General features: G+C 72.2%; 20 protein-coding genes. 8 read left to right on the top strand and 12 right to left on the bottom strand.

Annotated features, from left to right (window positions below):
- Positions 1 to 11: 11 nt before the first annotated feature.
- Positions 12 to 1,775, bottom strand: a complete 1,764-nt coding sequence (thiC, locus tag ABEA10_RS17070; protein ID WP_345465159.1) for a phosphomethylpyrimidine synthase ThiC — start codon at positions 1,773 to 1,775, stop codon at positions 12 to 14.
- A gap of 148 nt (positions 1,776 to 1,923) precedes the next feature.
- The gene (locus ABEA10_RS17065; RefSeq protein ID WP_345464702.1) at positions 1,924 to 3,123 is read right to left on the bottom strand and encodes an MFS transporter; all 1,200 of its coding nucleotides are present in this window, start codon (positions 3,121 to 3,123) and stop codon (positions 1,924 to 1,926) included.
- Between the two features lie 77 nt (positions 3,124 to 3,200).
- Here ABEA10_RS17065 and ABEA10_RS17060 point away from each other — a divergent pair, with 77 nt between their 5' ends.
- Positions 3,201 to 4,166 carry a LacI family DNA-binding transcriptional regulator gene (locus ABEA10_RS17060; protein ID WP_345464699.1) on the top strand — a complete coding sequence of 322 codons (966 nt, stop codon included), beginning with the start codon at positions 3,201 to 3,203 and terminating at the stop codon, positions 4,164 to 4,166.
- A gap of 332 nt (positions 4,167 to 4,498) precedes the next feature.
- Positions 4,499 to 5,524, top strand: coding sequence for an L-glyceraldehyde 3-phosphate reductase (gene mgrA, locus ABEA10_RS17055; RefSeq protein WP_345464696.1), 1,026 nt, complete (start codon positions 4,499 to 4,501; stop codon positions 5,522 to 5,524).
- A 103-nt stretch (positions 5,525 to 5,627) separates the two neighbouring features.
- Here the strand turns inward: mgrA and ABEA10_RS17050 are convergent, their stop codons facing one another.
- Entirely contained in the window at positions 5,628 to 6,269 is a 642-nt protein-coding gene (locus ABEA10_RS17050; protein WP_345464694.1) for a hypothetical protein, read from the bottom strand.
- Positions 6,270 to 6,282: 13 nt separating this feature from the next.
- The gene (locus ABEA10_RS17045; RefSeq protein ID WP_345464691.1) at positions 6,283 to 7,716 is read right to left on the bottom strand and encodes a selenium-binding protein SBP56-related protein; all 1,434 of its coding nucleotides are present in this window, start codon (positions 7,714 to 7,716) and stop codon (positions 6,283 to 6,285) included.
- 329 nt (positions 7,717 to 8,045) lie between these two features.
- On the opposite strand from ABEA10_RS17045, the gene pdhA reads away from it, so the two are divergent.
- From pdhA to ABEA10_RS17030, 3 genes are all read left to right on the top strand, one after another.
- Positions 8,046 to 9,104 (top strand): pyruvate dehydrogenase (acetyl-transferring) E1 component subunit alpha, encoded by a 1,059-nt coding sequence (pdhA, locus tag ABEA10_RS17040; RefSeq protein WP_345464689.1) that lies wholly within the window; start codon positions 8,046 to 8,048, stop codon positions 9,102 to 9,104.
- A 184-nt stretch (positions 9,105 to 9,288) separates the two neighbouring features.
- Positions 9,289 to 9,522 carry a hypothetical protein gene (locus ABEA10_RS17035; RefSeq protein WP_329238980.1) on the top strand — a complete coding sequence of 78 codons (234 nt, stop codon included), beginning with the start codon at positions 9,289 to 9,291 and terminating at the stop codon, positions 9,520 to 9,522.
- A 63-nt stretch (positions 9,523 to 9,585) separates the two neighbouring features.
- Entirely contained in the window at positions 9,586 to 9,903 is a 318-nt protein-coding gene (locus ABEA10_RS17030) for a GroES family chaperonin (RefSeq protein ID WP_329238977.1), read from the top strand.
- Here ABEA10_RS17030 and ABEA10_RS17025 read toward each other — a convergent pair.
- Positions 9,894 to 11,270, bottom strand: a complete 1,377-nt coding sequence (locus tag ABEA10_RS17025) for an MFS transporter (protein WP_345464685.1) — start codon at positions 11,268 to 11,270, stop codon at positions 9,894 to 9,896. The genes ABEA10_RS17030 and ABEA10_RS17025 overlap by 10 nt on opposite strands.
- A gap of 107 nt (positions 11,271 to 11,377) precedes the next feature.
- Between ABEA10_RS17025 and ABEA10_RS17020 the strand changes: the two genes are divergently transcribed.
- Positions 11,378 to 12,391 carry an Lrp/AsnC family transcriptional regulator gene (locus tag ABEA10_RS17020; RefSeq protein WP_345464683.1) on the top strand — a complete coding sequence of 338 codons (1,014 nt, stop codon included), beginning with the start codon at positions 11,378 to 11,380 and terminating at the stop codon, positions 12,389 to 12,391.
- Here the strand turns inward: ABEA10_RS17020 and gap are convergent.
- From gap to ABEA10_RS16995, 5 genes are all read right to left on the bottom strand, one after another.
- Positions 12,348 to 13,355 carry a type I glyceraldehyde-3-phosphate dehydrogenase gene (gap, locus tag ABEA10_RS17015; RefSeq protein WP_345464680.1) on the bottom strand — a complete coding sequence of 336 codons (1,008 nt, stop codon included), beginning with the start codon at positions 13,353 to 13,355 and terminating at the stop codon, positions 12,348 to 12,350. The genes ABEA10_RS17020 and gap overlap by 44 nt on opposite strands.
- 186 nt (positions 13,356 to 13,541) lie before the next feature.
- Positions 13,542 to 14,489, bottom strand: coding sequence for a GlxA family transcriptional regulator (locus tag ABEA10_RS17010; RefSeq protein ID WP_345464677.1), 948 nt, complete (start codon positions 14,487 to 14,489; stop codon positions 13,542 to 13,544).
- Positions 14,490 to 14,525: 36 nt separating this feature from the next.
- The gene (locus ABEA10_RS17005) at positions 14,526 to 17,762 is read right to left on the bottom strand and encodes a glucodextranase DOMON-like domain-containing protein (RefSeq protein ID WP_345464674.1); all 3,237 of its coding nucleotides are present in this window, start codon (positions 17,760 to 17,762) and stop codon (positions 14,526 to 14,528) included.
- Positions 17,763 to 17,858: 96 nt separating this feature from the next.
- Complete coding sequence (locus ABEA10_RS17000) at positions 17,859 to 18,644, bottom strand: serine protease (RefSeq protein ID WP_329238951.1); 786 nt, start codon at positions 18,642 to 18,644, stop codon at positions 17,859 to 17,861.
- A 132-nt stretch (positions 18,645 to 18,776) separates the two neighbouring features.
- Positions 18,777 to 19,511, bottom strand: a complete 735-nt coding sequence (locus ABEA10_RS16995; RefSeq protein ID WP_345464670.1) for an SDR family NAD(P)-dependent oxidoreductase — start codon at positions 19,509 to 19,511, stop codon at positions 18,777 to 18,779.
- Positions 19,512 to 19,636: 125 nt separating this feature from the next.
- On the opposite strand from ABEA10_RS16995, the gene ABEA10_RS16990 reads away from it, so the two are divergent.
- Positions 19,637 to 20,884, top strand: a complete 1,248-nt coding sequence (locus ABEA10_RS16990) for a D-alanyl-D-alanine carboxypeptidase family protein (RefSeq protein ID WP_345464667.1) — start codon at positions 19,637 to 19,639, stop codon at positions 20,882 to 20,884.
- A 62-nt stretch (positions 20,885 to 20,946) separates the two neighbouring features.
- Here ABEA10_RS16990 and ABEA10_RS16985 read toward each other — a convergent pair whose 3' ends face one another.
- Complete coding sequence (locus tag ABEA10_RS16985; RefSeq protein ID WP_345464664.1) at positions 20,947 to 22,104, bottom strand: RNA-guided endonuclease InsQ/TnpB family protein; 1,158 nt, start codon at positions 22,102 to 22,104, stop codon at positions 20,947 to 20,949.
- 129 nt (positions 22,105 to 22,233) lie between these two features.
- On the opposite strand from ABEA10_RS16985, the gene ABEA10_RS16980 reads away from it, so the two are divergent.
- Positions 22,234 to 22,467, top strand: coding sequence for a hypothetical protein (locus tag ABEA10_RS16980; protein ID WP_345464661.1), 234 nt, complete (start codon positions 22,234 to 22,236; stop codon positions 22,465 to 22,467).
- A gap of 41 nt (positions 22,468 to 22,508) precedes the next feature.
- Here the strand turns inward: ABEA10_RS16980 and ABEA10_RS16975 are convergent, their stop codons facing one another.
- Complete coding sequence (locus ABEA10_RS16975; protein WP_345464658.1) at positions 22,509 to 23,948, bottom strand: flavin-containing monooxygenase; 1,440 nt, start codon at positions 23,946 to 23,948, stop codon at positions 22,509 to 22,511.
- Positions 23,949 to 23,973: the final 25 nt, after the last annotated feature.

The raw sequence follows: 23,973 nt of genomic DNA, 5'->3' as shown, positions 1-23,973 counted from the left end.
CCCGGAGCGGTCTAGTCGGGATGGATGGGCAGGTAGATGCGGCCTCCGGCGGCGTGGAACTCGTCCGACTTCTCCCTCATCCCCGCGGTCAGGGCCTCGTCCTGGGTGAGCCCGCGCTCCTCGGCGTAGCGCCGCACGTCCTGGCTGATCTTCATGGCGCAGAACTTGGGGCCGCACATCGAGCAGAAGTGGGCGGTCTTGGCGGGAGCCGCGGGAAGGGTCTCGTCGTGGAAGGCCCGCGCCGTGTCCGGGTCCAGAGCCAGGTTGAACTGGTCCTCCCAGCGGAACTCGAAGCGCGCGTCGGACAGGGCGTCGTCCCATGCCTGCGCGCCCGGGTGTCCCTTGGCCAGGTCGGCCGCGTGCGCGGCGATCTTGTAGGCGATCAGCCCGGCCTTGACGTCGTCCCGGTCCGGCAGGCCGAGGTGCTCCTTGGGCGTGACGTAGCAGAGCATCGCCGTGCCGTACCAGCCGATCATCGCGGCGCCGACGGCCGAGGTGATGTGGTCGTAGCCGGGGGCGATGTCGGTGGTCAGGGGGCCCAGAGTGTAGAAGGGCGCGTCGTCGCAGAGCTCCCGTTGCAGGTCGACGTTCGCCTTGATCTTGTGCATCGGCACATGCCCCGGCCCCTCGTTCATCACCTGGTTGTCGTACGAGGCGGCGATCTTCGTGAGCTCTCCCTGGGTCCTCAGCTCGGCGAACTGGGCTTCGTCATTGGCGTCGGAGATGGAGCCCGGTCGCAATCCGTCGCCGAGCGACCAGGTGATGTCGTACGCGGCGAAGATCTCGCAGAGCTCGCGGAAGTTGGTGTAGAGGAAGTTCTCCCGATGGTGGGCCAGACACCACGCGGCCATGATGGAGCCCCCACGGGAGACGATTCCGGTCCTGCGCCGCGTGGTCAGCGGCACGTACGACAGCAGCACCGCCGCGTGGACCGTCATGTAGTCGACGCCCTGTTCGGCCTGCTCGATGACCGTGTCGCGGAACAGCTCGTAGGTGAGCTCGGCCGGGTCGCCCCCGACCTTCTCCAACGCCTGGTAGATCGGGACGGTACCGACCGGGACGGGGGAGTTGCGTAGGATCCACTCCCGGGTGGTGTGGATGTCCGGTCCGGTCGACAGGTCCATGATCGTGTCCGCGCCCCACCGGGTCGCCCAGGTCATCTTCTCGACCTCATCGGCGATGGAGGCGGGGAGGTCGGGCCGGTCGGGGCCGGCCGGCCGGGAAGAAGAGCCGACGGCGGAGTTGCCGATGTTGGCGTTGACCTTGACCAGGAAGTTCCGGCCGATGATCATCGGCTCCGTCTCGGGGTGGTTGACGTTGGCGGGCAGCACGGCCCGCCCGGCGGCGATCTCGTCCCGGACGAAGGACGCCTCCACCCCCTCGCGCAGCGCGACGAACTCCATCTCGGCGGTGATCTCCCCCCGTCGTGCGTACGCCCGCTGGGTGACCGCACCGCCGGTGGCCCGCCGCGGTGACCGTGCCGGAGCACGGGACGGCATACGGGCCGGGCCGGCGGCGCGGCCGTCGTCCTCGGGGCGTACGGCCCGTCCCTCGTAGGCCGCCGTGTCGCCGCGCCGGGCGATCCAGGCGGAACGCAGCGCGGGCAGCCCGCGCTCGACGTCGACCTCGTACGAGGGGTCGGTGTACGGGCCGGAGGTGTCGTACAGCCGCACCGATCCGCCATTGGTCAGTGAGATCGCCCGCATCGGCACCTTGAGCCCGCTGTCCGAGGTCAGGTACGTCTTGCGGGCGTGCGAAACAGAACCGTCCACGATGAAGGACCACTCCCTACGCCGGCATTACCCGGGTCAGGTTCTTCGGTCTGCGGCGCGTCGCCCGCATCGGGCGAACAGCCGCACTCTCAGCCCGGTCCGCCCGGGCTCCCGCTGTCGCCGTCCAACATAACCCGGATTCGCCGGCGCGTCAGGGGGCGGATTCCGTCGAGCCGGCCGGGTACGGGTCCGGGCGGATCGGGCCGCCGGTGATCAGGGTCAGCAGACCCAGGACGCCGCCCGCGCCCGCGACCGCGAACGCCCCGTGCACCCCCGCCGCGTCGCCCGCCAGGCCCGCGAGAGCCGAGCCCGCCGCGCTGCCCACCCCGAACGCCGTCACCAGCCACGCGAACGCCTCGGTCACCGTGCCGCGCGGCGCGAGCCCGTCCACCAGCGTGAACGTGCACGCCAGCACGGGGGCGAGGAAGACGCCGCTGAGCGGGGTCAGCACCACCATGAGCGGCAGCGGCGGCGCCCACATCAGCGGCAGATAGCCGGCCGCCAGGCCCGTCATCAGCAGGACGAGCCGCCGGTACGCCGGGCCGGACCGGGGCCGCACCCCGTACGTCACCCCGCCGGCGAACGCGCCGCCCGCCATCAGCGCGAGCAGCAGTCCCGAGGCGTACGAGACGTGGCGCGCGTCCGCGTACGTCACGACGGCGACGCTGATCACGCCGAGGGCGACGCCGACGAAGGTCAGCGCGGCGATGAGCACCCGGATGCCGGGGGAGCGCAGCGGCCCCGCCCAGTGTCCGCCGCCGCCCTCGCCGCGCCAGGCGCGGGAGGGCCGGGAGGAGGTCACGACGAGCGTGCCGGCCACGCCCAGCAGGCCGGTGAGCAGCACCGCCGCCTCCTCGGAGAGCGTGGCGGCGGCGATGACGATGAGCGGCCCGCAGGTGAACAGCAGTTCCTGCGAGGCGGCGTCCAGCGCGTACGCCGCCTGGACCTCCGTCTCTCCGGGCAGCACCGACGGCCACAGCGCGCGCAGCCCGGCCTCCAGCGGTGGCGTGAAGAATCCGGCCACCAGCACCCCGGCGATCGCGACCGGCAGCGGGCGCAGCCCGGCCACGGCGAGCGACGCGAACCCGGCGGCGGCCGCCACCGCGCTCGCCGTCAGGATGAGCGGCTGGCCGAACCGGTCCATCGCCCGGCCGATCACCGGCTGGCCCGCCGCCATCGCCAGCCCGTACAGCGCCGACAGGGCGCCTGCGAGCGTGTAGTCGCCGCCGTGCGCGCGGGCGAACAGCACGATCGCCAGCGCGCCCATGCCGTTGGGCAGCCGGCCGAGGAGCGTGCCGCCGAGCAGGCGGGCGGCGTACGGCCGCCGCAGGAAGTCGAGATAGGCGCGCATGGGTTCCCGTCATACGTATTACGAAGGCGTTGACGTCATACGTATCACGGCGGGCGCCTTGGCTCTACTGTTGACAGGTGTCCAAGAGACCGACCAGCCGCGACGTGGCACGTGTCGCGGGCGTGTCGCAGTCGACCGTGTCACTCGTGCTCGCCGGCAAGGCCGAGGGCCGGGTCAAACCGGAGACCGGACAGGCGGTGCGCGAGGCGGCGCGCCGGCTGGGCTACCGGCCCAACCTCGCCGCGCGCAACCTGCGGCTCGGCCGCACGCGTACGGTGCTGTTCGTGGTCCCCACGCTGGTCAGCCCGATCTTCGGCGCCGTCTACACGGGCGCCGCCCGGGTCGCCAGGGACCGCGGGTTCGGCATCGTCGTCCACCCGTGGGACGACGACGCGACCCCGGCGCGCAGCCCGGTCGACATCGAGGCCATCGACGGCGTGCTCGCCTCCTCGCTCGGCGGGGGCGTCGCGGGCTTCGGCGACGTGCCGATCGTCGTCCTGGACAACGACCCGGCCGACCCGGCGCCCTCGGTCAACTTCGACGTCGCCGGCGGCATGCGGGCGATCACCCGGCACCTCGCCGGCCTCGGGCACCGCCGTCTCGGGCACCTCGCCGCCGCCGTCGACACCTGGACCTTCCACGTGCGGGCCGAGGTTCTCACCGAGACGGGAGCGCTGACCGGCCGCGAACACTGCGCGATCGACGTGGCCGCCGCCCGTGAGGCCGCGCTGGCACTGCTCGACCGCCCGGACCGGCCCACGGCCGTGGTCTGCGACGACGACCTGATCGCCGCCGGCGCCTACAAGGCCGCCCGCCACCTCGGCCTGGACGTGCCGCGCGACGTGTCGGTCACCGGCTTCGACGACATCCTCGTCGCCAGCGCCCTCGAACCGGAACTGACCACCATCCGCCTCCCGGCCGAACGCCTCGGCGCCCGGGCGATGGCCGCCCTCCTCGAACGCCTCGACGGCCACGCACCGCCGGACGTCTCCCTGCCCGGCGAGCTCATCGTCCGCGGCTCCACCGCCCCACCGCGGCGCTGACCTACCGCGGCAGCGCGTCCAGGTCGACGGTCATCTCGACCGGCGCCGCGACGCTCAGCTTGCCGTGGTGAACACCATGGCTCGCCGTTCGGGCCGTCGGAGGGCAGACGATCCATGTCGTCGGCGGTCCATCCCCAAGGTGGCGGAGACGGCCAGTACTCCAGTGCGCTGGTCACGTCGTGCATATGAGGTACGTCTCCGTCACGATGCGTGCTCATTCAGCTTATTCCTGTGACGATTCCCCTGTCTCTCCCCATCTTGCGGCATCGTTCGCGCGTCGTACACCGACCTCGCCGTTCTGGTGCGTCAGGCCGCACGGCAGACTGCGTGTTATGAGTTATGAGGCCGCCGACAACAGGTACGACCAGATCTCCTACCGCCGCACCGGGCGGAGCGGGCTCAAGCTGCCCGCCATCTCCCTCGGGCTGTGGCACAACTTCGGGGACGACAAGCCGATCGAGACGCAGCGGGCCATTCTGCGCCGGGCGTTCGACCTCGGGGTCACCCACTTCGACCTCGCCAACAACTACGGGCCGCCGTACGGCTCGGCCGAGACGAACTTCGGGCAGATCTTCGCCCAGGACTTCCGCCCGTACCGGGATGAGCTGATCATCTCCACGAAGGCGGGCTACGACATGTGGCCCGGCCCGTACGGCGAGTGGGGGTCCCGCAAGTACCTCCTGGCGAGCCTCGACCAGTCGCTCAAGCGGATGGGCGTCGAGTACGTCGACATCTTCTACAGCCACCGTTTCGACCCCGAAACGCCCCTCGAGGAGACGATGGGCGCCCTGGACCACGCCGTACGGTCGGGCAAGGCGCTGTACGCCGGCATCTCCTCCTACTCCCCGGAGCGTACGGAGGAGGCCGCGGCGATCCTCAAGGACATGGGCACCCCGCTGCTGATCCACCAGCCCTCGTACTCCATGCTCAACCGCTGGATCGAAGGCGGCCTGCTCGACACGCTGGAGCAGGTGGGCGCGGGCTGCATCGCCTTCTCGCCGCTGGCCCAGGGCATGCTGACCGACAAGTACCTGAACGGCGTCCCCGAGGGGTCGCGGGCCAGCCAGGGCAAGTCGCTGTCGCCCGACCTGCTCACCGACGAGACCCTCGCCCACGTCCGGAAGCTCAACGCGATGGCCGGCGAGCGCGGCCAGTCGCTCGCGCAGATGGCGCTCGCCTGGACGCTGCGCGACCCGCGGGTCACCTCGGCGCTGATCGGCGCCAGCAGCGTCGCCCAGCTCGAGGACAGCCTCGGCGCCCTGGACAACCTCGGCTTCGCCGACGAGGAACTCGCCGCCATCGACGCCGACGCGGTCGAGGCGGGCATCAACCTGTGGGCCGCGTCCAGCCGCCACTGACCGGGTATCCGGTGCGGAGCGGCCTGGTCAGTGGTTCGCCTCCGGAAGGTCACTGACGGACGGCCCGCCCCCGGCGCGTACGGAGCCGGGGGCGGGGCACCGCTCAGGAGGCGAGAAGCAGCGTGGTCGCTCCGGCCGCGATGAGCGCCGCCGCCCAGAGCCGGTCGAGGTTGAACCACGCGCGCCGCAGGATGGTCAGGCCCACCACCTCGTAGACGAGAACGGCGATGATCCCCGCGACGGCGAGCATCGCGAGCGTGTGCACGATCGTCACGAAGATCGCCGCGGACACCGCGTCGCCGGCGCCCCCGGTTATCCCGTGGGAGTGGGCGTGGGGGACCGACACCGAACCATGGGTCAGCACCGGCAGCAGCATCAGGCCCGCCCCGTGCGCCGACGACATCAGGAACGACCAGCCGGCGAGCTGCCACAGCGACAGCCGCATGCCCACCCAGCGGAAGTGCCGGCTCGACAGCAGCCGCCACAGGCCGAACCCGACGAGCACCACTCCTCCGCCGATCGAGACCACGCGCGAGGTCAGCACCGACCCGGTCAGTGTCACGACGGCGGCGACGACGAACACCGACGCGGCGTGCCCGGCGGCGATCGCCGGCAGCGACTGGAGCACGAGTGCCCGCGACCGTTCCTGCAGCCCGCGGCCGACCGCGAACAGCCACCCCATCCCCGGATTGAGGCCATGGAAGGCTCCCAGCGCCACGAGCGCGATCAGCGAGCCGTCCTTCATCGGCCCTCCCGGCTCACGGGTAGCAGTAGGAGTCCGAGGACGCGTCCCCACCCTGGAGCCGGGTCTGGTGCGGCCGCAGGCCGCGGAAGTCGTCGCCGTTGGGGAAGAAGCGCTGGTCGAAGGCGAAGTCCTCGCCCGAGTCGACCTTGGCCATCCACGCTCCGACGCCGTCCGGGTAGAACTGGTCGTCCCATGCCCCGTACAGCGAGTTGGTGACGTACACCCGTGTGCCGTCGCGGCTGACCTCGACCATCTGCGGGCCCCCGGCGAGCGGCCGGTCCGGTGCCGACGGGTGCGGCGTGCGGTTCACGATGCCGCCGATCCGTACCGACCCCGCCTCGACCGGGTGGAACGGGTCGCTCACGTCGTAGCGCTTCAGCTCGCCCGTGCCCCAGCAGGAGACGTACAGGTAGCGGTCGTCCACGGACAGGTCGATGTCGGTGACCAGCGGCGGAACCGCCCCGAACGGCGCGATCACCGGCGGCAGGTCGTCCGCCACAGCGGGTTCTGCGGGGATCGTGATGACCTTGCGGGCCTTGAACTCCCCGTCCTCGCGGTACCAGACCCAGACCGAGGCGGACAGGTCCTCCACGCTGACCACGACGCCGACGAAGCCGTACGTCTTGGTCGGGTCGTGCGCCGGGCGCAGCTCCAGCACCATCTGGTGCTCGTCGCCGAGGTCGACGCGCTGGACGTGACGCCGTTTACGCAGGTCCCAGAAGTGCAGGGCGTGCCCGTACTTGCGGCCGAGCAGCAGATCGGCGTTGACGCCGTCCTCGATCATCGACGGCGTGCCCCACTCGGAGGTCACCGCGACGTCGTGCGCGATGTGCCACCAGAAGTCGTACGCCAGGTACTGCGGGCCCCGGTCGACCTCCCACCGCCCGAGCACGTCGAAGGACGTGTGGTCCAGCAGCGCGATGCCGCCGGGCCCGTCGTCTCCTTCCCGACCAACCGACCCCGACCGACCTCCCGGCCCGTTAACGCCGCCGAGGGCGGAAACATAAAGCCCCTCCGGCCCGCAGTGCACCGTGTGCGGGCGCGAGTAGCCCGCCTGCTTGGCCAGCTCGTCCGGTTCGAGGATCTTGGTGATCGCCGGCTTGGTCGGGTCGCTCTTGACGTCGATGATGTACACGCGCGAGGAGCGCAGCCCCGGGACCACCAGGTAGCGACGTTCGATGTGCGGGTGCGGCGCGTACGGGCACAGCGCGCTGCTGCAGGCGTTCCACCCGAAGTGGTGCAGTTCGTCCCCGGTGTAGGGCAGGTCGGTCCAGCCGACCACCGAGCCGTACGACATGGATCCGGGGTCGACGTCGATCACCGCGATCGCGTCGGGCTTCTCGGCCGCACGGTCGAAGGCGGCCACGTACGCGAGGGACTCCGGCGGCGCGGCGACCGCGTCGCGGGGGGAGGGGTAGAAGGTCGGGTCGGGCTTCCAGAGGGCCACGCCACAACTCCTTCGCACGGCGGCATCGTCGAATACCGCGAGGTGACCAGGGCCAACGCCATCCTGACGCATATTCCCTATCTGATCAATAGGGAATATGCTAGGGGGTCCGAGCATCTGTCGGTTCTGGACAGGTCATGGTTCCTCCGGTTTGTACCCGGACACATGCCGGGCCTACCGGAGGGCTGGCAAAATCGGACTACGTGATCGAGCAGCGAGAGAGCCAGAGGGCACCGCACCGTGGTCGCGGAAGGACGTCCCGCGACCGGGTGAAGCGAGGCGACCGGACGGCGCCGCACCGTGGCCGCGAGGCCGGCGAAGGAGGCCCCGTGACCGAGCTCGTGCAGCTGCTCACCCCGGAGGGCGAGCGACTCGACCACCCCGACTACCCCCTGGATCTGACCGCCGGTCAGGTCCAGGAGCTTTTCCGGGACATGTCGCTGGCGCGGCGGCTCGACACGGAGGCGATGGCCCTGCAGCGGCAGGGCGAGCTGGGGCTCTGGGCGCCGCTGCTCGGCCAGGAGGCCGCGCAGGTCGGCGCCGCCCGCGCGCTGGCGTCCACCGACTACGTCTTCCCCAGCTACCGCGAGCACGCCATCGCCATGGCGCGCGGTGTCACGGTCGGCGAGCTGCTGAAGAACTGGCGCGGCACCGACCACGGCGGGTGGGACGCCGAGAAGGTCCGCATGGCCCTCTACGCGATCGTGATCGGCGCGCAGACGCTCCACGCGGTCGGGTACGCCATGGGCGTGCAGCGCGACGGCGCCGACGAGGCCGTGCTCGCCTGCTTCGGTGACGGCGCGAGCAGCCAGGGCGACGTCAACGAGGCGTTCGTGTGGGCGGGCGCGCAGAACGCACCGGTCGTCTTCTTCTGCCAGAACAACCAGTGGGCGATCTCCGCCCGGCTGGAGACCCAGACGCGCGTGCCGCTCTACCGGCGCGGCTTCGGGTTCGGCTTCCCCGGTGTGCGCGTCGACGGCAACGACGTGTTCGCCTGCCTGGCGGTGACGCGCGCCGCGCTGGAGCGGGCGCGCGACGGTGAGGGGCCGACGTTGATCGAGGCCTTCACGTACCGGATGAGCGCCCACACCAGCTCCGACGACCCGACCCGCTACCGTACCGGCGCCGAGCTGGAGGCCTGGCGGCTGAAGGACCCGATCGAGCGCGTCCGGGCGTACCTCACCAAGAACCGGCTGGCCGGCGACGACTTCTTCGAGTCCGTCGACGCCGACGCCGAGGCCCTGGGCCGCCAGGTGCGCGCCGACTGCCGCGCGCTGCCCGACCCGGAGCCGCAGGCGATCTTCGAGCACGTGTACGCGGGCGTGCACGAGCAGCTCGCCGAGGAGTGCGCGGCGTTCACCGCGTACCTCGACGGCTTCGCCGGCTGAGCGGCCGCCCGGCCCCTCTGCGACGGGCGAGGCCCCCGGGCGGTCCCTGGGAGACGTCTTCGGTACCCTTTCGGTGACCTCGGTGTACGCACGCTGTGGGTTCTTGCTTAGGATGTGCTTCCCTCGACATTCGCGGCGGCCCGGCCGTCGGGGCCACCGGGCCATCGTCACCGGAGGAGGAACGTTGAGCACTCCGAGAACGCCCGACAACCTCGACCTGGCCACGACCGCACGGGAGATGGCCGACCAGGCACCGGCCGGATCACTGGAGAAGGCCGTCGCCGGATCGGTCGCCATCACCTGCGCCACGACCCGCACCTACGAAGAGGCGATCGACGTCCTCGGGGGCATCCAGCCCGTCGAGGTGCGCCGGCCCGCGATCGAGTTCCTCGAGCGCCTCGCCCTCGCCGAGCAGTGACGCGGCCGGCCGTGAGTCGTCTCGACTGCGCCGAACCCTTCGGCACAAAGTAGACTCCGCACCGTGTCCGAGGCGAAGTTCGAGATCCAGATGCTGGGCGATCGGGTGATGGTGCGCCCCGACAAGGAGGGCGAGCGCCGCAGCACCGGCGGCATCGTCATCCCCGCGACGGCCGAGATGGCCAACCGCCTCGTCTGGGGCGAGGTGTGCGGCGTCGGCCATCACGTTCGTTCGGTCAAGGTCGGCGACAAGGTCCTGTTCAAGGACGAGGACCAGTTCGAGGTCGAGGTGCAGGGCGCGATCTACCTGGTGATGCGCGAGCGCGACCTGCACGCGGTGGCCAGCGAGCGCCCGGAGTACGGCACCGGCCTCTACCTCTGAGCGCCGGGGCCGGTCAGGTCCCGCGGCGGCGGTGCCGCGGCCCGCTCCACCGCGGGCCTCGGCACGAAGGCGCGCGCGAGGACGGACCCGACCACCCCGATCACCGCCGCGGCGATCATCACCCGGTCCAGGCCGCCGGACGTCCCGGCGCCGTGCCGCTGGAACAGCACCCCGAAGACGGCCACGCCGAGGGTCTGCCCCAGCTGCCGGAACGTCGTCATCGCGCCCGCGGCCATGCCGCTCCGCTCCGGTGGCAGCGCCGCGAACACCGCCGCCCCCATCGCGGGCCCGCCCAGGCCGACGCCGACACCGGTGACGGCCAGCCCCACCGCGAGCGTGGCGGCGGACGCGTTCGCGCCCGGCACCGCCTGGAGCGCGCAGCCGATCCCGCTCAGCAGCAGGCCCCAGGCGAGGAGCGCCCGGGGAGACCGGCCGCGCAACCGCCGCCCGCCGGCCAGCGAGGTCACGAAGGACGCCAGCGCGAGCGGCATCAGCGCGAGCCCGGCGCGCACCGGGCCCAGCCCGAGCCCCGACTGCAGCCAGACCGACGTGTAGACGAGCGCGGCGAAGGCCGCCGTCGAGGCCAGCACGCAGGCCATCACGGCGGAGAACGACGCGCGGGCGAACAGCCGGACGTCCAGCAGCGGCGTGCGGCTGCGCAGCTCGGCGTACGCGAAGACGGCCAGCGCGAGCACCGCGACGACGAGGGCCGCGGCCCGGCCCTGCTGGCCGGCCGTCAGGCCGTACGTGAGCGCGCCGGCGCCCAGGGCGAAGGTGATCACTCCGGTCAGGTCGAAGCGCGCCTCGGCGGGCCGCCGTCCCTTCTCCAGCACCCGCGAGGACAGCGCGATCGTGGCGACGGCGAGAGGCACGTTGAGGAAGAAGATCGCCCGCCAGCTCAGGTACTCGGTGAGGACGCCGCCGAGCATCGGCCCGATCGCGGCCGAAAGGCCGGTCACCGCGCCGAAGACCCCCATCGCCCGGCCCAGGTCCGGCCCCCGGTAGACGGATCCGATCAGCGCGAAGGCGGTCACCGCCATGGCCGCGCCGCCGACGCCCTGCACCCCGCGGGCGCCGACCAGGACCATCGGGCTCCACGCCAGGCCGCAGGCCAGCGAGGCGGCGCCGAAGACCGCCAGCCCGGCGAGGTACAGGCGGCGCGCGCCGAGCCGGTCCGCCAGCGACCCCATCGTGAGCATCAGGACGGCGAGCACCAGGGTGTAGACGTCGGCCACCCACGAGAGCGTGGACAGCGGCGCCGACAGGCCCGTGCCGATCGCGGGCAGCGCGACGGACAGCACGGTGGTGTCGAGCAGGAACATGAAGGTGCCGAGGCAGACGGCCACCAGAGGCCACCACGAACGCATGAGACTCCTTTGCCGGGAGAGGCGGGACGTCCCTTACGTTCGTGACCGGCAGGCCGATGCCGCCAGTGTGATGCCGATTCGCGACGGATACCGGCATACTTCCGTGAATGAAGACGGATACCGTCTCGCTGGACGCGGTCGACCAGGGCCTCGTGCACGCGCTGCAGATCGACGGCCGTGCTCCGTTCCGCGCCATCGGCGAGGTCCTCGGCGTCTCGGAGAACACCGTCGCCCGCCGCTACCGCCGGCTGCGCGCCGCCGGGGTCCTCCGCGTCGTCGGCACCCTCAACGGAGGCCGGCTCGGCTACAGCAACTGGACCATCCGGCTGCAGTGCACGCCGGACGCCGCGAACGCCATCGCCCGGGCGATCGCCGCCCGCCCCGACACCTCCTACGTCCACCTGCTCTCCGGCGGCACCGAGATCTCCTGCAGCGCGCAGACGCCCGGCCCCGAAGAGAGCGAGGCCCTGCTCCTGCACCGGCTCCCCAGGACCAGCCGCGTCACGTCCGTCTCGGCCCACCTGCTCCTCGGCCACCACGCGCTGCCCAGCACCTGGGCCGGGCCCGCCCGGCTCAGCCCCGAACAGACCGCGCTGCTGGCCCCACCGCCCGCCGAGGACGGCGAGGTGACCCTCGGCCCGGCCGACCGCCCGCTGTTCGACCTGCTGTCCCGCGACGGCCGGGCCGGCCACGCGGAACTCGCCGAGGCGACGGGCTGGTCGGAGGCGACCGTACGACGCCGTATGACCGCCCTGCGCCGGTCCGGGGTGCTCACCTTCCTCGTCGATATCCCCCCGTCGGCGCTGGGCTTCCGCGCGGAGGCCCGCCTGTGGATGTCGGTACGCCCGTCCCGGCTCACCGCCGTGGCGGCGGCCATGGCCGAGCACCCGGAGGTCTCCCTGGTGGCCCTGACCACCGGCCCGACGAACCTGCTCGCGGCGGTGAACTGCCGGGATTCGATGGACCTGGCCCGCTATCTGACCGAGAGCGTCGCCTCACTGGACGACATCCGCGCGGTCGAGACGGCTCCGATCATCCGTACGGTGAAGCGGGCCGGAGCCCTGCTCCCGCTCGACGTCAGGAATCCAGGCCCGACGCGAGCAGCTCCAGCGTGTCGATGAGGCGGTTGGAGAAGCCCCACTCGTTGTCGTACCAGGCAGCCACCTTGACGTGCCTGCCGTCGACGCGGGTGAGGGCGGCGTCGAAGATCGCTGACGCCGGGTGGCCGGTGATGTCACTGGAGACCAGCGGCTCGTCGGCGTAGTCGAGGACGCCCTCGAGCCGGCCGTCGGCGGCGGTGCGGTAGGCCGCGAGCACCTCGTCGCGGGTGACCTCACGGGAGACCGTGGTGTTCAGCTCCACGATCGAGCCGACCGGCACCGGCACGCGGATCGAGTCGCCCGACAGCTTGCCGTCGAGGTTCGGCAGCACCAGGCCGATGGCCTTGGCGGCCCCGGTGGTGGTGGGCACGATGTTCACCCCGGCGGCGCGGGCGCGGCGCAGGTCGCGGTGGGGGCCGTCCTGGAGGTTCTGCTCCTGGGTGTAGGCGTGCACCGTGGTCATGAAGCCGTGCTCGATGCCGGCCAGGTCGTCCAGCACGGACGCCAGGGGAGCCAGTGCGTTCGTGGTGCACGAGGCGTTCGAGACGATCACGTGCTCGGCGGGGTCGTACGCGTCGGTGTTCACGCCGTAGGCGAGTGTGACGTCGGCGCCGGCGGAGGGGGCGCTCACCAGCACGCGTCCGGCGCCGGCGCGGATGTGCGCGCGGGCGGCGTCCGCCGAGGTGAAGCGGCCGGTCGACTCCAGCACGATGTCGATGCCCAGGTCGGCCCACGGCAGGTCGGCGGGGTCGCGTTCGGCGAGCACCGTGATGCGGCGGCCATCGACCACGAGCTGTGATCCGTCGACCTCCACGGAGCGGCCAAGGCGGCCGAGCGCGCTGTCGTACTTGAGCAGGTGCGCGAGCGTCTCGGGGGCGGTGAGGTCGTTGACGGCGACCACGTCGAGTTTGCTGTCGCGCTCCAGCAGGGCCCGGAGCGTGTTGCGTCCGATGCGGCCGAATCCGTTGACGGCGATGCGGGTCATGGAGACTCCTTTCGTTACGCCTCTCCATGCTCGACATCGCGGCGGCGGGCGGACAGTGGCTTGGGAGACAACGTACGCAAGGATCTCGCCAGTATTTTCGCCACTGACCGCAAGGATCGCGCCAACGGACGCATCAACGGTCAACGGGCGCATCAACGGATGCGACAACGGACGCGTCAACGGACCTCAGGCCGAGAAGGTGTGCCGGTACTCCGTCGGCGAGGTGCCGAGAATGCGCTGGAAGTGCAGGCGCAGGTTCGCGGCGGTGCCGAGCCCGACCCGGTCGGCGATCTGCCCCACGGCCAGATCGGTGCGTTCGAGCAGCTCGCGCGCCAGGTCCACCCGCGCGCGGAGCACCCACTGCATCGGCGTGTAGCCGGTGTCCTCCACGAACCGCCGGGAGAAGGTGCGCGCCGACACCCGCGCGTTGCGGGCGAGCGCCTCCAGGGTCAGGGGTTCGTCGAGGTGCTTCAGGGCCCACTCGCGTGTGCTCGCGAACACGTCGCCGAGCGGTTCGGGCACGCTCCGGGGGACGTACTGCGCCTGGCCGCCGCTGCGGTAGGGCGCCGCCACCAGCCGTCTCGCCACGCGGTTGGAGAGCGCGACGCCGTGGTCGCGCCGCACCAGGTGCAGGCACAGGTCGATGCCGGAGGCCGCGCCCGCCGAGGTGAGCACGCCGCCCTCGTCGACGAACAGCACGTTCTCGTCCACCCGCACGAGCGGATGCCGTTCGGCCAGGATCTTCGTGTAGTGCCAGTGGGTCGTCGCCCGCTTGCCGTCGAGCAGGCTCGTCGCCGCCAGCGCGAACGCCCCGGTCGAGATGGCCGCGAGCCGGGTGCCGCGCTCATGGGCGGCCAGGAGCGCGCCGACGACCGCCGCCGGCGGATCGGTGGTCGCCGGCTCCCGATAGCCGGGGATGAAGATCGTGTCGGCGCGCTCCAGGGCCTCCAGGCCGTCGGCCACGTGATACGACAGGCCGTCGCCGCCGGTCACCGGCCCGGGCGCGGCACCGCACACCCGCACCTCGTACGGCATGCCCGGCCGACTGGAGAACACCTGCGCGGGGATGCCGACGTCGAGCGGCTTCGCCCCCTCCAGCACGAGTACGGCGATGCGGTGGTTCTCCCGGCTCATCCCGCCATCATCTCGCCCGGCACGGGGAGGCGAGGCTCAGGGGATCGGGACCGACCGTACGTTCACGGCGCCCTTGGCCGGGTCCAGCTCGTCGGACTGGGAGACGCCCGGCGGGGTGATCACATCCATCGCCCGTGGCACGGTCGCCGGGTCGGCTGCGCAGATCGGGCCCGAGGCGTCCGGCCCGCAGACTCCGAACGCGTACGGCTGTGGCGTCGCGGCGAAGCCGCGCGCCTGGTCGGCGCTGTAGCCGTCCTGGCCGTGCAGCACGACCGCGAAGCTCCAGCCGGGGCCCGGCGTGCCGAACGTCTCCTTCGGCAGCGCGATCGTGATGGTCCGGGCGGCCTGCGACGACCGTACGGCCGCGCCGCTCCTCGCGCCGCCCGCCGCGTCCACCCAGACCGGCGCGGCGAAGCCCTGCACCTCCACGCGCTGGGTCCAGGAGTCGCCGAGCGTGTAGTTCCGCGCGGCCGACGCGGCCTGGTCGGAGGCGGGCGAGACGCCGGGCTGCCGCACGTAGACGTCGAGGAGCTGCGCGCCGATCGGGCTGCCGAACGTCGGCGTCAGGTCGCGCAGCCGCGCCTGCAGGTACACCGTCGTCGCGTCGCTGATCACCTGGAACCGCTCCAGGTCGTACGCGCCGGGGTGGAAGTCGGCCGCGGTCGGGTAGGCGAAGGTGCCCGGCCCGTGGTCGTCGCCGTCCGGGTCCGTCACGTCCAGCGCGGTGGTGCCGCCGGTCAGCTCGCCGACGACCGTGCGCTGTGCGTACGCCGTGCGCCCGTGGCCGGTCGCCGCCACGGTGAGCACGGTCGTGCCGAAGCTCACCGGCACGTCGGCCGTGAACGTCCCGTCCGCGCCGGCCCGCGCCGAGGCGACCCGGGCGCCGGCGCCGACGTCCGTGCCGGCCGAGGCGACCTCGACCCGCGCTCCGGGCTCCGTCGTGCCGGTGACCTCGGCCGTCGTCCCGGAGACCGAGGTGCCGTCCGCGGGGCCGGTGACGGTCAGGGGCAGCGCGGCGGGCGCGTGGGCGTACCGGTCACGGACCACGGCGGGCCGTTCGAGCACGCGCCCGGCGCCGAGGTCGAGCGCCAGCCGTACGACCTGCGCCTGCGCCCAGGTGAGCGGCGAGGCCGAGCCGGCCGCCCGCCCGTTCGTGAAGCCGATCGACGCGGTGGCCGGGTCCGCGCCGTACGGGCTCGCGGGCAGGTCCGGGTCCTCCCAGGCCTGTTCGGGCACCAGGCCGGTGGGGGAGTAGCGGCTCATCGAGATGAGCAGGGCCGAGGCCGACCGGGTGTCGTGGACCTGGAGGTCGTGTTCGGCCCGCTCGCCGGACAGCACCGGCCACACGTGCCCGGATCCGGTGTTCCCGGTCGGCCACGGCCGGCCCTCCGGGTCGCAGGCGGTCGGGTCGGCCACGTGGCAGTCGCCGTACCCGTCCTCGGAGCCTCCGGTGCCGGAGCCGTAGCGGTACCAGGCCGGGCCGGTCCGCGTGGCGTGCCCGATGACCTTGTCCACGACCGGCAGCGAGGCGGTCACGTCCGGATCGTCCGGGGCGAGCACGCCCAGGCGGGGCAGCTCCAGGAACCCCGCGTCGACCACCCGCCGCTGGTCCTCGGCAGGTCCGCCGTTGCCCAGCCCGTACGACGTCGCGGCGTCCGGGTCGCCGTTCTTGGACAGCCGCAGGAAGTACCGCTTGCCGTAGGGCCCGGTCGTGGTCACCGTCCAGCCCTGGACCGAACGCGCGAAGTGGTCGGCGGTCGCCCGGTAGAGCCGGGCCCGCGCGTCGTCGCCGTGCCGGGCCGCGATCTCCCCGCCGGCGACCAGCCCGGCGATCTCGGCCGCGATGGTCGAGGGGGAGTACCCGGACTGCTCCTCCCAGCGCTCCACGCCGAACGACGGGCCGTGCGCGACCAGGAAGTCCGCGGCCTTCCGCACGTGGTCGCGCCACAGGGCGGTGTCCCCGCCCAGCCCCGCCTGGTAGGCCATGAGGATCGGGTAGGCGGTCTCGTCCAGCTGGTCGCCGCCGGTGTCCGGGGCGACCTGCCCGTTCAGCAGCGAGTTGCGCGGCAGCCGCCCGTCGGGCAGCTGCTGGCGCTCCAGCAGGAACCGCGCGGTCGCCCGCGCCGTCGCCAGGTCCCCGTCGGTGAGGAACCCGGTGAAGGCCTCGTACAGGTCGCGGGAGAACACCTCACGGTAGGAGCCGAAGTAGAACGGCCGCCCGCCGGAGCGGCCCGCCGCGCCGATCGCCTGTCCCCACGGACTGGCCAGGGACGCCACGACCGCGCCGGGGAAGGTCTTGTCCTCGCTCGCCTTGATGACGTTGGCCGACGGGTAGTACGCGTTCGCGTACGCGGCGGGCGGGCGGCGCAGACCGCGGTCGTAGGCCCGCCAGCCGCCGAGGTAGTCGTTCTCCGTCGCGGCGAACGGCCGTGACACGGAGGCCCCGGCCGTACCGGCGGCCTGGTCCGCGGTACGCCCGAAGCCGAGCGCGAAGGTCGTCTCGCCGTGGCTCAGCGGCAGGCGTGCGGTCGCGACGACGTTGCCGTCGGGCGCGGAGTCGTTCGGGCCGAGCGCGTGACGTGCGTCCAGCATGGCCGCGCCGTCGCTCGCGGTGCCGGCGTACCCGACGCTCGCCTCCGGCAGCGCCCGCCCGGCGCGCAGGGCGACGTAGGTCGGGACGGCGTAGTCGCGGTTCGTGGCGCTGGTGAGGGTGTTCTCGTCGCCGACGACGGGCACGCCGTGCCGGACCGTCGCGGTGTCGCCGCCCGCGTTCGCGTCCCCGCCGCCGCCGTTGCCGTTGATGCTCGTGTCCAGCCGGACGTACAGCCGCAGCGGGGTCTTCGCCTCCAGGCGGGTGCGCACCACCACCGCGTCACGGCGCGGATCGGTCACGTACGTCGTGACGAGGCGGTACCGCCCGGCCTTGCTCGCGGTGGTGACCGTGCAGGCCATGCCGGTCGGATCGGTCGCGACGCTGTAGGTCGTGTCCCGGCCCTGCAACTCGGTGAACGTCCGCCCGTCGGTGACCGCGAACCGCATCGACTCGACGTTCGTGTTGTCGGCCGTCGGCTCGTACACGTCGGACAGCACACCGCCCGCCACGGTGAACCAGATCTTCGACCCGCCGTGCGCGGTCCCGACGCAGTCCTTGCGCGCGAGGTCGAAGTGGGACTCGGCACCCGGCCCGTCCGCCGCGTGCGCGGCGCCGGCGGGCACCGCGGCGAGCGGCACGGTGAGGGCGACGGCGAGCACACCGATATGCGGACGACGCATGGGAGCCTCCGGCATTTGTTGTGCCGCCCAGCAAAGGCCCGCCGCTGATCTTCTGTCAACGTCCGGATCCGGCCGTGAGGCCCGGATCCGGACGGGTCAGAGGGGGAGGGTGAAGGGGGCCAGGCGGGTGTAGACGCCGGGGTAGCCCTCGCGGGCGCAGCCGTACGCCCACGACGTGATGCCCGCGAGCCGGCCGTTCACCACGAGCGGGCCGCCGCTGTCGAACTGGCACGTGTCGGCCTTCGGCGAGCCCGCGCAGACCATGTCGCGGTGGTCGAAGGACGAGCCGTACGCGGCGGCGCAGCGCGCGTCGGACACCAGGGGGATCGTGGCCTGGCGCAGGCGCGCGTTGAGCAGGTCGAGCTCGGAGGTCGTGCCCCAGCCGAGCACCTGGGCGGGCGCGCCCGGCGGGTACAGGCCCGCCCGGTCGATCACCGGCAGCGGCTGGCGGTCCAGCACCGGGCGGTTCAGCGTCAGCACGGCCACGTCATGGTGTTCGACCGTCTCGCCCTTGAACTCCGTCTCCTTGAAGTTCGGCTGCACCCAGACCGACTTCACCTGCACGCTCTCGCCGTCCTTCTTGGTCAGGTCGGCGCGGCCGAACGTGACGCTCATCAGGTTCGGCACCGAGCGCAGGAAGTCGACGCAGTGCGCGGCCGTCACCACCTTGTCCGCCGACACCAGCGTGCCGCCGCAGAACTGCCCGGACGGCCGGATGAGGAACGCCGGGGTGCCCACGGCCGCGAGCCAGGGCGGCGGGGCGGCGGCGTCGCCGCCCACGACCGCGTTCGCGGCGGGCGCGGTGAACGGGCCGGCGAGCAGACCCGCGGCCAGCAGCGCCGCCGAGACGAGGGCGGCGAGACGACGGGTGAACAGGGGCATGGGGGAACCTCCGTCCGGATGGGGCAAACCTAGCGGTACCGGACACCGTGCGCGACCCGGTGACGGGACCGTGCCGTCCGCGCCAGGTCCCGGCTCGTGGCGCGCTCCGGCCCGGGGTCGCCACGCGGTGCTTCAGCGGTACGTGCGCCCGGTCCGGCTGGAGAACCGCGCGGCGAGGCCGCGCGGGATGAGCCGGCCGGCGCCGACGAGGGCCTTGTACTGCAGGCTCGGCACGCTGACGGTGAGGCCGCGGCGGAAGTCGCGCAGCCCGGCGGCGACCACGTCGTCGGCGTCCAGCCACAGCGCCGAGGGCAGCCGGGACATGTCGATCCGCGCCCGCTCGTGGAACTCGGTGTGCACGAATCCCGGGCACAGCGCCATGACCGGCACGTCCGGAAAGTCCTGCGCGACCGCCTGGCTGAAGCTCACCACCCACGCCTTTGAGGCGCCGTACGTGCCGCGCGGGAAGAACGCCCCCACCGACGCGACGTTGATGACCCCGCCGCGGCCCCGCTCGCGCATCGCGGGCAGCGCCGCGTACGTCAGCCGCAGCACGGCCTCGCAGTGCACCCGGAGCATGCTCAGCTCGTCGTGCAGCGGGACGTCGAGAAACCGGCCCTTCTGCCCGAACCCGGCGTTGTTCACCACCAGGTCGGCGCGGCGCGCCGCCTCCTCGCCCCTGGCGATCCCCTCCTCGGTGGCCAGGTCGGCGACCACCACCTCGGAGTTCCCGTACTCCTCGGCGGCGCCGGCCAGGCGTTCGGCGTCGCGGGCGAGCAGGATCAGGCCGAAGCCGTCGGCGGACAGGCGGCGGGCGAACGCCGCGCCGATGCCGGCCGTCGCGCCGGTGATGAGTGCGGTGGGCATGCCGCGTACGTTACTGCGCGGTTCTCCGCGACTCACCGTCCCGGTCCGAACCGAAACGGCACGGCGTGCATCTAATCTGGTCACGGAGCATTTCTGCGCCGCTCTGAAGAACGACGGGGGTTGCGGTGACGGGGATCGCGGAACGCATGCTGCTGCCACCCGCCGAACAGGCCGGCGGCCCGAGGCGGCACACCGGCCGCATACTGGCGATCGTCTGCGGGGCGATGGGCCTGCTGCTGCTCGCGCTCGTCGTCTTCCAGATGGTACGGCCGCTGCCGTCGGCCAGGCTGCGCCTGGTCACGCCCGCGAGCCGCACGGTCCCCGGAGCGCTGCACCTGCCCTGGCCCGCCGCCGGCCAGGCGGTGATCGAGGTCGACGGCGTCGGCCGGATGGGCGCCTCCGGCACCGGGACGCCGACGCCGACCGCCAGCGTCGCCAAGGTGATGACCGCCTACGTCTTCCTGCAGGACCACCCGCTCCGCGCCGGCGAGGAGGGCCCGACGTACCGGATCTCCCCGGAGGAGGCCGCCCGCCTGCCCTGGCGCATCGCACGCGACGAGAGCCACGTCGACGTGGTGGCGAACCAGCCCTTCACCGAGCGCGAGGCCCTCGAGGCGCTGATGGTCGTCTCGGCCAACAACATCGCGCACGAGCTGGCCCGCTGGGACGCCGGCGGCGACGCGCCGTTCGCCGCCAAGATGAACGCCACGGCGCGCCGGCTCGGCATGACCGCCACCCGCTACACCGATCCGAGCGGCTTCGACCCGACCACCGTCAGCACCGCCGCCGACCAGGTGCGCCTGTTCCGCGCGGCGATGCGGGTCCCGGCCTTCGCCGAGGTGGTGAGCAAGCCGAGCTTCACGCCGCGCACCGGCGGCGAGACCCGCGCGGGAAGCGACACACTGCTCGGCTCGTACGGCGTCATCGGCGGCAAGACCGGCTACACGAGCAAGGCCGGAGGCAACTACGTCTTCGCGGCGCGCTCGGGCGGCCGGCTGCTCGTCGGCGCGGTGATGGCCCAGCCGCAGGCCACGAGCTCGGCCGTCGCCATCTCCGCCGCCCAGCCGCTGCTCGTGGCGGCGGAGAACGCCTTGACCCGCGTGACGCTGGCACGGAGCGGCGCCGTGCTCGCCCGCGTCGACGACGGCTTCGGCCACCGGATCCCCCTGGCCGCGACGACACCGGTCACGACGACGGGCTGGCCGGGCCTCACGGTGAGGCTGCGCGTCGTGGGCGAGGTGCCGCGCCACGCCCCGGCGGGCCGGACGGTCGCCTCGGTCACGGCGGGCCCCGACCGCACACCGCTGCGCCTGACCCGCCCGCTGCACCCCCCGAGCCTGCTCGACCGCCTCACCCGCCTGGGGTCAACTTGACCCGGTCCTAGAGGACCGGGCTTGGAGGTAGCTGCTGGGTGGGCTCCTCCGTCCAACCGCCCCTATGGGGTGGCAGGGACGCGTGACTCACGCCCCGCGGTCCACACAGCCTCGCCCTTGCGGGCGATGTTGCGGGAGGCGTTGCGGTCGGCGTGGGCAACGACCCCGCAGTTCCGGCAAATGAAAACCGATTGGCTTGCCGGGTTGTTGTCGTCGATGTGGCCGCACTCGCAGCACTGCTGTGAGGTGTAGGCCGGATCGACGAAGACCACGGGCACGCCGGCCCGTTTGGCCTTGTAGGCGATGAAGTCTGCGAGCTGGGCGAAGGCCCAGGAGTGCAGCGTGACCCGTTGGGGCTTGCGGAGCCGTACCCTCTGCCGGATCCCTGTGAGGTTTTCCAGGGCGATTCCGGATGAGGTGCGTTCAGCCTCGGTCACGATCGTCTTGGCGATGATGTGGTTCTGGTTCGCCGCGTGGCGCTTCTCGCTCCGGCTGCGCTTCTTCAGCAGCCGCTTGGCGGACTTGGTCCGCTTGTTCTGAAGCTTGCGGCGTAGTTCGAGCTGCCGCCTGCGATGCCGGTTGAGTCCCCGCCCCGCGGCCTGGTAACCGGTCGAAGTGGTCGCGATGGCGGCGACGCCCAGGTCCACACCGATGAACCGCCCGGGCTCGTACCGCTCGGCCTCGGGCACCTCACACGTGGCGCTCAGATAGAACACACCATCACGCCGAACCAGATCCGATTCATCCTGCCGGTGCTCCTGCAGCGTCTTGAGGGCACCCGCCGAGCAGGCGAACGCAATGTTCTTCACCCGGCCCTCGACGGTCCACACCGACACGGTCCCGGCGTCGTACTGCCAGGACAAGAACCGGTCGTCATACGGCTGCGCCGCCTCCGGGCGGAACACGACCGGTTTGGCCTCGGCCTTGACGCGGCGATGGGAGCCCGGCTTGCCGAGGTTCCCAGCGCGGATATTCGCCTTCAACGTGGTGTAGGCGTCGCGGACCTTCTTGATCACATGCTGGGCGGCTTGTGCCCCCAGCCCCCGCGACTTCAGCTCCGCATAGGTGTGCCTGCGCAGCTCGTACACGTGCGGCACACCGCGCTCGAACGCCACGGCCGATACCCAGTCCGCCGCCTCGTTGACCACGTGCAGGGTCCGCTCAAGCGCCAGTGCCTGCCCGGCATCTGGCATGAGTTTGACCTGCACAACGATCTTCACAGAAGGTAACCGTAGTGTTCTTATGTGTTACTGGTGAAGGGCCGAGGGGGACTGGTCCGCCTGCGAGACTGGGCCGGGCCGGCCGTTGATCCTCGCGACTCGGAAGACCGGCCGGCGCGGTGTCGATGCATGCACGGTGAGTTCCATGTGCTGTTGGTCGATGAACTCAGGCCGAGGGTGTGGTTTGAACTGGAAGATCTCCCCAAACCGGGCGTGGCGCCGATCTTCCTTTTCCGGAAGATCCCCCTCGCGACACGCATCAGATTGCCGGTCGTGCCGCTCGCCGAGATCCAGACCGACGATACGTACGCGCTACGCGTGCTAGAGCGTCTCGGGCGGAGGCCGCCGACTTTGACACGATGATCAGCCGCCGTTCGTCCCCGGAGTGACCCCGGGCCGGCCCGTCAGGCCCGTACGCGGAAGTCGCGGGGGTCGGGGCGGCGGGTGGCGCGGCGGTAGGCGAACGTGTGGCCGGGCCAGTTGTTGACCATCTTCCCGTCGGCCGTCATGTACCAGCTCCGGCAGCCGCTGGTCCACACCGTGCGGCGGAACCGCTGCTGCAACTCCTCGTTGAAGGCGTTCTGCACGTCGGCCCGTACGTCGATGTACGTGGCGCGGGACAGCGCGCGGACGCAGCCGACGATGTAGTTGAACTGCGACTCCAGCATGTAGATGATCGAGTTGTGGCCGAGGTTGGTGTTCGGCCCGTAGAGCAGGAACAGGTTGGGAAAGCCGTTCACCGCGATGCCGAGGTACGCCTCGGCGCCTCCGCGCCAGGCCTCCTCGAGCGTGCGCCCGCCCAGCCCCCGTACGGTCATCGGCGCGACGAACGCCTGCGTGCGGAACCCGGTGCCGTAGATGACCGCGTCGACCGGGTACTCCCGGCCGTCCGCGGTGACGACGCCGCGCTCGGAGAGGCGCTCGATCGGCGTGGTGACCAGCTCGACGTTCGGGCGGCGCAGGGCCGCGTAGTAGTCGTCGGACAGCAGGATGCGCTTGCAGCCCATGACGTACGCCGGTGTCAGCGCGGCGCGCAGATCCGGGTCGGGGACCTGCTCGGCGAGCCGCCGGAGGAAGGCTTGCTCGACGAGGCGCATGAGGCGCGGCGCGGTGACGAACGCCAGGCCGCGCGCCTCGAGCCGTGTGTACAGGTTCGCCCGGCTGAGCGTCCGCAGCGCCGGCAGCCACCGCAGCAGGCGCCGCTCCCACGGCGCGTACGGCCGGTCGGCCTTCTCGATGACGTACGGCGGCGTCCGCTGGAAGACGTGCACCGCGGCGGCCCGCTCCGCCACGCGCGGCACGAACTGGATCGCGCTCGCGCCCGTGCCGATCACCGCGACCCGTTTGCCGGTCAGGTCGTAGTCGTGGTTCCAGCGGGAGGAGTGGAAGGCCGTGCCGGCGAAGGCGTTCGGCTGGTCGGGGTAGGCCGGCCGGTTGAGCTGCCCGCACGCGGCGACGAGGGCCCGCGCGGTGAACTCCTCCCCGGCGGTCGTACGGATCCGCCAGAGCCCGCGCTCCTCGTCGAAGGCCGCCTCCTCGACCTCGGTGCCGAACCGTGGCTCGATCCCGTACTTGGCGGCGCAGGCGCGCAGGTAGTCGAGGATCTCCTCCTGCGGCGGGTAGCGGCGTGACCAGTCGCGCCGGCGTTCGAAGGAGAAGGAGTACAGGTGGGAGGGGACGTCGCAGGACGCACCCGGGTAGACGTTGTCGCGCCAGGTGCCGCCCAGGTCGCCGGCCTTCTCCAGCACCGTGACGTCGCGCACGCCCGCGCGTTTGAGCCGGATGGCCATGCCGATGCCCCCGAAGCCGGCCCCGACGATGACGACGCTGAGCGGTTCGGACATGAGTAGCCTCCCACCCGCATGAAAC

The sequence above is a fragment of the Actinoallomurus oryzae genome (assembly GCF_039541955.1).
Taxonomy (GTDB): Bacteria; Actinomycetota; Actinomycetes; order Streptosporangiales; family Streptosporangiaceae; genus Actinoallomurus; species Actinoallomurus oryzae.
Note: the sequence above shows the minus strand (reverse complement) of the source record. Positions and strands in the feature narration are given on the sequence as shown.